This is a genomic window from Kitasatospora sp. MY 5-36 (genome assembly GCF_001182915.1).
In the GTDB taxonomy this organism is placed as follows: domain Bacteria; phylum Actinomycetota; class Actinomycetes; order Streptomycetales; family Streptomycetaceae; genus Kitasatospora.
This window is the reverse complement of record NZ_LFVW01000055.1, coordinates 19,967-27,869: the sequence shown is the minus strand read 5'-3', so window position 1 is coordinate 27,869 and position 7,903 is coordinate 19,967. Positions and strand designations below refer to the sequence as shown.

Here is a 7,903-nt window from a genome sequence, read left to right as displayed (position 1 = left end):
CAGGAGCACGTCGCGGACGTCGCCGTGCCGCTGGCGGGCGCGGGCGCGGGCGCGGGCGCGGGCGCGGGCGGCCCTCGGAGAGGAGCTGACGACGGGCTCACAACGGGCTGACGCCGCGCTCACGGCGGGCTCGTGACGGCGCCCCGGCGGTGACGCGGCGGGGTCGGTCCCATACGGACGGGCACCGCCCCGGTGTGGAATGGGCCACATTCCAGGGGCCGTTGACGGTCCGAAGTGACCAGGGTCACGTCCGGCGCGCGTCCGCGGCGCCCGGCGGCGCGGCCCCGTGGCGGGACTGGGCGGGCGCCGTGGCGGCACGGGCGAAGGGCCCGTCCGCTTCGGGACCTTGGTCGCGAATCCCCTCGACCTTCGCCCCGGTGGCGCCCCCTCGGAACCGGGGCAACCGTGGACGGTCGCCCGTTGTGACCGGGCGGTGGCGCCGTCCGAGGTGGGCGGCGTCTTCCCCTGCCGTCTACCCGGCGCACGGTGCGCAGTGCGTGCCGTACGCTCCGGAGGACCCCAAGTACATGTCCCAGACCATCGACAACGCCCCGTATACCGCGTTCCACCGCAGGCTGGCCCTCGCCTGTTCGGGCGGACCCCTGCTCGACGGCTACATCCTGAGCATCGTCGGCGTCGCCCTGATCGGGATGCGCCCGGACCTCGGGCTCTCCACCGCCGAGGTCAGCCTGATCGGCGCCGCCGCCCTGGTCGGCATGTTCGTCGGCGGCGCGCTCTTCGGCGTGCTGACCGACAAGATCGGCCGGGAGGTGATGTACACCGCCGACCTGCTCGTGATGGTCGCCTGCTCGGTGCTCTCCTTCTGGGTGGACGCGGTGTGGGCGATCACCCTGCTGCGCTTCGTGCTCGGCATGGCCGTGGCCGCCGACTACCCCATCGCCACCTCGCTGCTCGCCGAGTGGCTGCCCGCCAAGAAGCGCGGCCGCCTGCTCGGGCAGCAGATCGTCGCCTGGTACGCCGGCTCGGTGCTCGCCTACGTGGTGGGCTACCTGTTCCTGGAGCTGGCCGGGCCGGGCAGCTGGCGGTGGATGCTGGCGAGTTCCACGGTGCTGTGCGTGGTGTTCCTGGTGATCCGCCGCGGCTCGCCGGAGTCGCCGCGCTGGCTGGCCGCCAACGGGCGGGTCGGCGACGCGGTGCGGGTGGTCGAGAAGCACCTCGGGGTCCGGGTCGACGGCCGGGAGCTGATGCCCGATCCGGCCGAGCGCGGCCGCCCCGCCGGACTGCGCCTGCTGCTGACCCAGCCCTACCGGCGCCGGACCCTGTTCTGCGGCCTGTTCTTCATGTGCCAGGTCGGCCCGCTGTTCGCGATGCTCACCTTCGGCCCGCAGATCCTCTCCTCCTTCGGCATGCCGGGCGGCACCGTGATGGAGACCCTCGGCACCGGCCTGATCAGCCTCGTCTTCCTGCTCGGCTGCTACCCGGCGCTGCGCCTGATCGACACCCGCGGCCGGCGGCCCGTCATCATCTGGTCCTTCGCGCTGATGACCGTCCCGCTGGCGCTGCTGGGCGTGTGGCCCACCGCCCCGGCCGCGATCGCGCTGCTGGCGCTGTGCGCGTACGCCTTCCTGTGCGGCGGGCCCAACGTGCTCGACTGGACGTACCCCAACGAGCTGTTCCCGACCGAGATCCGGGCCACCGCCGTGGGCGTCGCCACCTCGGTGAGCCGGATCGGCGCGGCCGTCGGCACCTACCTGCTGCCGCTGTCGCTGACCGGGCTGGGCACCGGCCCGACCATGCTGATCGCCGCCGGGGTCACCGCCCTCGGGCTGCTGGTCTGCGTGGCGTGGGCGGAGGAGACCCGCGGCACCGCGCTGGGCGCCTCCCCGGCTGCCCCTGCTGCCCCTGCTGGTGCCTCCGCCGGCGCGCGGACCGCGCGGGGCGCCGTTCCGGCGCAGCGGGTGGCGCAGACGGCGCGCTGACGGAGGACCGTCCGTGCCGTTCCGGCCCCCGCCCGCCTGGGCGGGGGCCGTCGCGGTCTGCGGGCCTGCGGGCCTGCGGGTCTTCGGGCCTCTGGGCGGGCCGGGCCTGCGGGTCAGGCCAGGTCGCCGCGTTCGCGCAGCAGGGGCAGGAGGTGGTCGCGGACGGCGGGGGCCAGGCGCAGGGTGTCGTCGCGGCCGTCGGTCCAGCGCAGGTCGGCGAGTTCGGCGGCGGGGACGGGCTCGCGGTCCAGGGTGGCGGTGAAGACGGCCATCAGCATGGGCACGCCTTCGAGGGCGGCGGTGGCGCGGATGTCGGTGAGGTGGCGGGGGTCGACCGGGGCCGCGCCGAGCTCCTCGCCCAGCTCGCGGGCCAGCGCCTGGAGGGCGTCCTCGCCGGGGTCGGGCTTGCCGCCGGGGAGGTAGAAGACCTCGGGGGCGGCCTGCTTGCTGACGACCAGGAGCCGGCCGTCCTGGATGATCGCGGCGGCGGCGACGGTGAGGGGCGTTTCCGGGATGCTGGTGGCTGCGGATTCGATCATGGAAGCGATTGTCGCAGGTGGGAGGGTTTCGGGAGGGCGCGCCGACGGGGAACCCTTGCGAGTCCGTGCGCACGCAACTATTGTTTACGAATGTAAATGCAGCTGCAAAAGTTGCATGCTCGCCCTTGCATCGCCCTGCGTCCCTTGCTCCACCCCGCATCCTTGCTTCACCTGCGTCCTGGCGTCAGCCGACCCCACCGGGAGTCCGACATGAGCACCTCTCTCTTCGCCCCGCTCACCCTGCGGTCCCTGACCGTCCCCAACCGGATCTGGATGCCGGCGATGTGCCAGTACAGCGCGGCCCCGGACGGCGCCGCGGCCGGCGTCCCGACCGACTGGCACTTCACCCACCTCGCGGCCCGCGCCGCCGGCGGCACCGGGCTGATCATCACGGAGGCCACCGCGGTCAGCCCCGAGGGACGCATCAGCCCGTACGACCTCGGCATCTGGAACGACGAGCAGGCCGCCGCCTTCCGCCGGATCACCGCCTTCCTGAAGAGCCAGGGCACCGTCCCGGCCATCCAGCTCGCCCACGCCGGCCGCAAGGCCTCCACCGAGCGCACCTGGGTCGACCGCGGACGCCCCGTCGCCCCGGACGAGGAGCACGGCTGGACCCCGGTCGGCCCCGGCGCCGAGGCCTTCTCCCCCGCCCACACCACGCCGGACGAGCTCACCGAGGAGCAGATCGGCGAGATCGTGCGGCAGTTCGCCGACGCCGCCCGGCGCGCGCTCGACGCCGGCTTCCAGGTCGCCGAGGTCCACGGCGCCCACGGCTACCTCGTGCACCAGTTCCTCTCCCCCCACACCAACCGGCGCACCGACGGCTACGGCGGCTCCTTCGAGGGCCGCATCCGCTTCGCGCTGGAGGTCGTCGACGCCGTCCGCTCGGTGTGGCCCGAGGACCTGCCGGTCTTCTTCCGCGTGTCCGCGACCGACTGGCTCACCGAGAACCCGGAGGACGGCCGCGAGGGCTGGACCTCCCAGGACACCGTCCGCCTCGCCAAGGAGCTCCGGGCCCACGGCGTCGACCTGCTCGACGTCTCCACCGGCGGCCTCGTCCCCGACGCCCGGATCGAGGCCGCGCCCGGCTTCCAGGTGCCCTTCGCCGAGGCCGTACGCCGCGAGACCGACCTGCCGGTGGCCGCCGTCGGCCTGATCACCGACCCCACCCAGGCCCAGGCCCTCCTCACCGAAGGCCGCACCGACGCCGTCCTGATCGGCCGCGAACTGCTGCGCGACCCCTACTGGGCCCGCCACGCCGCCACCACCCTCGGCGCCGAAGTCACCACCCCCATCCAGTACCACCGCTCCTGACCCCCGCCCCGCCCCGCGCAACGCGGGAAGTCGGCCCGACCGACTTCCCGCTCCACCTCGCGCGGGCACTTCCCCACCAACCGCCCGCGCAGCATGGGAAGTCGGCCCCGCCGACTTCCCACTCCGGCCCGCTCACCCACCCCACCAACCGCCCAGCGCAGCACAGTGGGCAGTCGACCCCGTCGACTGCCCACTCCACCTCGCACGGGCACTTCCCCATCAACTGCCCTACCCGGCACGAGAAGTCGGACCCGCCGACTTCCCACTCCGCCCCGCTCACCGCAGTCGCTCCACCAACTTCCCAACGCAGCACGGGAAGTCGAGCCCGCCGACTTCCCGATCCACCTCGCACGGGCGCTCCCCCACCAGCCGCCCCGCGCGCACGAGACCTTGGCCCTACCGACTTCCCACTCACCCGCCCACGCATCCCCACCCAACGGAGCAGGGTCGAGGGCGCAGAGCAGCGAAGCACAGGAAGTCGGCCCCATCGACTTCTCACTCCGATCCGCTCGCCGCAGCCATCAACGGACCAGCACAGCGTGGGAAGTCGAGCCATCCGACTCCCATTTCACCCGCCTTCACCCAGCGAAGCCGGAAGGGAGCGGAGTCGCGCAGCACGAGAAGTCGGACCCGCCGACTTCCCACTCCAGCCTCCGTGCTCACCCGCCACGCCGCGCAGGCCGGGGCCCAAAAAGAGGGACTGCCAGCCAACCTGCGGGCGGACGAGCGAGGCTGACCGAGCTGCGCCCGGCGAACATCGATGCGGCACGAGAAGTCGACCCCTCCGACTTCTCACTCCATTCCAACCCCCACCCCCACCCGGCAGAGCGATGTGGGGGGTGATGGGAGTGCCGCACACAGGAAGTCGAGCCCACCGACTCCTCAATCACCCCGCCCACATCCCCACCCAGCGGATCAGGGGCAAGGGGTCCGGAGCAACGAAGCACACAGGAAGTCGGGCCCGCCGACTTCTCGCTCCAACCCCCGTGCCCACCCGCCGAAGCGGTGCAGGTCGGGCCCGAACACCCGGGATAAGGAAGTGCCAGCCGATCTGCGGTGGACGAGGGGCGGCTGGACCGGCGCAGCGCAGGAAATCGAACCTGCCGGCTTCCTACAGCGGGTGGCACGGCGTGGGGAGTCGGGCCCGCCGACTTTCCGCTCCGGCCCGCGCGCCCACCCGGCAAGCTCTTCGGGCTGGGGCCCGGGGAACTGCGGGTGGGCGAGGGGTGGGTCAGGCGTTCTGCCGGCCGGGGATCTCGGTGGTGTCGGGGTCGATGGGGGTGGCGTCGCTCAGGTCTTCCACTCTCAGTGGCTGTTGGCCGTCGAAGACGACCGCGAGGCCGTAGGGGTCGCAGATGGGCAGGCGGCCTTCGGCGAAGTGGAGGTGCCACTCGTCGAGGTAGAAGTTGAGCTGGGGGGAGTCCAGTGGGAAGTCCGCGGCCGGCAGGCGGAGGTAGGGCCGCGACTCCGCTTCGGTGAGGCCGAAGAGGGCCGGGTCGGCCGCCACTGCCTCGCGCACGAAGTGGAGCGCCGTCTCGAGGTAGTGGTCGATCCTGCCGAGGACCTCGGCGACCAGGGGGAGGTCGGCCCGGTCGAGGTCGTCGGTGTCTTCGAGCAGGATGGTGGCCTCGACGGGGGCGCCGTACAGCGTGCTCCTCGGTGCCTGGTCGATGCTCCAGACTCTCAGGCCGTCAGGACCCCGGGAGGGGAGCAGCCGTCCGATGCCGTTGCGGAAGACGTTCGGGGGCATGGCGACTCCGTCTCGCGGGACTCGGGACTCGGGGTGCGGCCGCAGGGATTGCGGCCGTTCCCTCGGATGGTACGGCCGCAGGAAATCTTTCGGCTCAGCCAGGGCGCAGTGATGGCATTTCAGGGGGTCTCGACCGCAAATTTTCCTGCGGGGGCGGGTTGCGTGTCGGATTTGAGTTGGAGCGCACTCCAAGTTCTACGGTTTCTGCCGTGGTCGCCGCCGCACGTGGTCGGCGGCGCGGGAACGGGAGAGGAGCGGCGCCGATGAGCAGGTCCGCGCACGAGGCCGAGGTCCGCCGGGAGCGTTTCGCGCACGGGTTGGAGGTGCTGGAGCGGATCGACGGCGAGGTCGGGCGGCGGGTGGTGGACGCGCTGGGCGACGTCAGTCCGGAGCTCGGGCACCAGGTGGTCGCCTGGGGGTTCGGGGAGATCTACAGCCGGCCGGGGCTGCCGCCGCGCGATCGGCAGTTGGTCACCCTGGGCATGCTCACCGCGCTCGGCGGGTGCGAGCCGCAGCTGGAGGTCCATGTCAACGCCTCGCTGAACGTCGGGCTCACGCCGCAGGAGATCGTCGAGGCGCTGCTGCACTCCGCCGGCTACTGCGGTTTCCCGAAGGCCCTGAACGCCACCTTCGTCGCCAAGAAGGTGTTCGGCGAGCGCGGCCTGCTGCCGGTCGCGGCGGACCGGCAGGACGACCGGCGGGACGACCAGCGGGAGGACCGGCCGACGGACCGGCAGGCGGGCCGGCCGACCGACTGACCGGCAGCCGGCCGACGGACCGACCGGCCCAGTGGTGCGGACTTCGGCGCGGCAGAAGGTGCCGCAGCTGGCCCGCCCTGCTGGAACAGGGCAAGCCGGATCCCCTGGGTGGTGTCGAGTGGCAACGGCCGGGGAGACCGCGTGCATGGGGCGCGACAGGCCAATGCCGCGCCGGGCCCTGGCGCCTCCGGCTCCTGGCCGGGGGCGGGGCTGGTGCGGGGCGCTCACCCCGCCGATATCCACTGAGGATGGCGTTTCGATTTCCTCGCGGCAAGCCCGAAAGTGCGCGGGAGGTCGGACACGGCGGGCAGCGGGACCCGGGGGTGCGGACGGCCGGACGGCCGTGAGCTGCGCATTCCTTCCGACGGTTTTTCAATTCCGGCTGGGACAAGGCGAGAAACGGCGGCGTAAACCGTTGGACCGCCCCCGCGGTACACGGCGACCCTGTGCGTGGGTGTCCAGCCCGCCCGGCTCTGGAAGGCCGGACGGGCACGCGCGAGGACCCCGGTCGAGTGGCAGCAACCGCAACCCAGCGAAGCGGAGACCGCATGGAACAGCAGTACACCCCGGCCGCGAACGCGGCGTGCGTCGAGGTCCGGACGGCCCCCGGCATCCCGGTGCCGGTCCCGGCCACCGTGCTCGTGGTCGTCGTCCTCCTCCTCACCACCGCCCTGACCACCCTCGGCACCCCCGCCCGCACCGCCGTCGCCACCCTGGCCGGTGCCGGACTGCTCGGCATAGAGCTGGTCCGCCGCCTGGCCGAGGCGCTCACCGTCCACCGGGCCCGCTAGGAGGCGGCCGGTGGGGCGCCTGAACAGCGCCCTGGCTGAGCAGGACAAGGAGGTCCGGACGCTCGCGCGGTGGCTGCGCGGACTGCGCGAGCGCTCCGGCCTCACCTACAGCCAGATGGCGCGCAAGACCGTCGAATTCACCCGGCCCGTCTCCCTCGCCACCCTCTCCCGCGCGGACGAGGGCCGTACGGTGCCGACCTGGCCGGTCACCGAGGCCTACGTCCGGGCCTGCGGCGGCTCGGTGCGCACCGCCGAGCGGCTGTGGCTGCGCGCCGACGCCCGCCGGCCCGGCCGGAGGGGGAAGGTCGAGGGCTGCGGACCGGCCGCGCACCGGGCCCTGCGGTACGTCACGGAGCGTTCCGAACTGCTCGTCGCCATGCGGCGGTTGCGGCTGCGCGCCGGGAGCCCGTCCCTGCGCGAGTTGGAGACCCGCGCGGTGCGGGGCGCGGTGAGCCACCTGCCGCGCAGCACCCTGCACGGGGTGCTGGCGGGCGAGCGGGACTGCACCGAGCGGGTCCTCGTCGAGTTCGTCCGGGCCTGCGGGGTGGACCCGGCGGAGGAGGACGAGTGGGTCGCGGCCCTGCGCCGCACCACCGGGGCGCCGCCCCCGCCGTCCTCCCAGCCCGACGTCCGCCGCCAACTCGCCGAGGCCCACGCGGAGATCCGGCACCTGCGCCGCGCCCTCGGCAGCCGCCCGGCGCAGGAAGTCGGCCCGTCGACTCTGCTGGCGAAGTCGGTTGGGTTGGGCGTGGGACGGTAAGTGTCTGCTGGTCGGGGTGGGTTGGCTGTCTGTGGGGGTGGGTCGTGTTGC

At 73.3% G+C, this 7,903-nt stretch carries 7 protein-coding genes; 5 read left to right on the top strand and 2 right to left on the bottom strand.

The annotated features are described in order from the left end of the window. Positions 1 to 527: 527 nt before the first annotated feature. A complete protein-coding gene (locus tag AE652_RS05185; RefSeq protein ID WP_049649936.1) occupies positions 528 to 1,940 on the top strand; it encodes an MFS transporter in 1,413 nt (470 codons plus the stop codon). A gap of 113 nt (positions 1,941 to 2,053) precedes the next feature. Here the strand turns inward: AE652_RS05185 and AE652_RS05180 are convergent, their stop codons facing one another. Continuing rightward, the gene (locus tag AE652_RS05180) at positions 2,054 to 2,479 is read right to left on the bottom strand and encodes an NUDIX domain-containing protein (protein WP_049649935.1); all 426 of its coding nucleotides are present in this window, start codon (positions 2,477 to 2,479) and stop codon (positions 2,054 to 2,056) included. A gap of 210 nt (positions 2,480 to 2,689) precedes the next feature. On the opposite strand from AE652_RS05180, the gene AE652_RS05175 reads away from it, so the two are divergent. Continuing rightward, complete coding sequence (locus tag AE652_RS05175; protein WP_049649934.1) at positions 2,690 to 3,793, top strand: NADH:flavin oxidoreductase/NADH oxidase; 1,104 nt, start codon at positions 2,690 to 2,692, stop codon at positions 3,791 to 3,793. Positions 3,794 to 5,024: 1,231 nt separating this feature from the next. Here AE652_RS05175 and AE652_RS05170 read toward each other — a convergent pair. Beyond that, complete coding sequence (locus AE652_RS05170) at positions 5,025 to 5,543, bottom strand: hypothetical protein (RefSeq protein WP_049649933.1); 519 nt, start codon at positions 5,541 to 5,543, stop codon at positions 5,025 to 5,027. Positions 5,544 to 5,806: 263 nt separating this feature from the next. On the opposite strand from AE652_RS05170, the gene AE652_RS05165 reads away from it, so the two are divergent. The 3 genes from AE652_RS05165 (at position 5,807) to AE652_RS47890 (ending at position 7,852) form a co-directional block, all read left to right on the top strand. Next, complete coding sequence (locus AE652_RS05165; protein ID WP_082345283.1) at positions 5,807 to 6,301, top strand: carboxymuconolactone decarboxylase family protein; 495 nt, start codon at positions 5,807 to 5,809, stop codon at positions 6,299 to 6,301. A gap of 548 nt (positions 6,302 to 6,849) precedes the next feature. Then, the gene (locus AE652_RS05160) at positions 6,850 to 7,092 is read left to right on the top strand and encodes a hypothetical protein (protein WP_049649932.1); all 243 of its coding nucleotides are present in this window, start codon (positions 6,850 to 6,852) and stop codon (positions 7,090 to 7,092) included. 10 nt (positions 7,093 to 7,102) lie between these two features. Beyond that, complete coding sequence (locus AE652_RS47890; RefSeq protein ID WP_049649931.1) at positions 7,103 to 7,852, top strand: helix-turn-helix domain-containing protein; 750 nt, start codon at positions 7,103 to 7,105, stop codon at positions 7,850 to 7,852. The last annotated feature ends 51 nt before the right edge of the window (positions 7,853 to 7,903 follow it).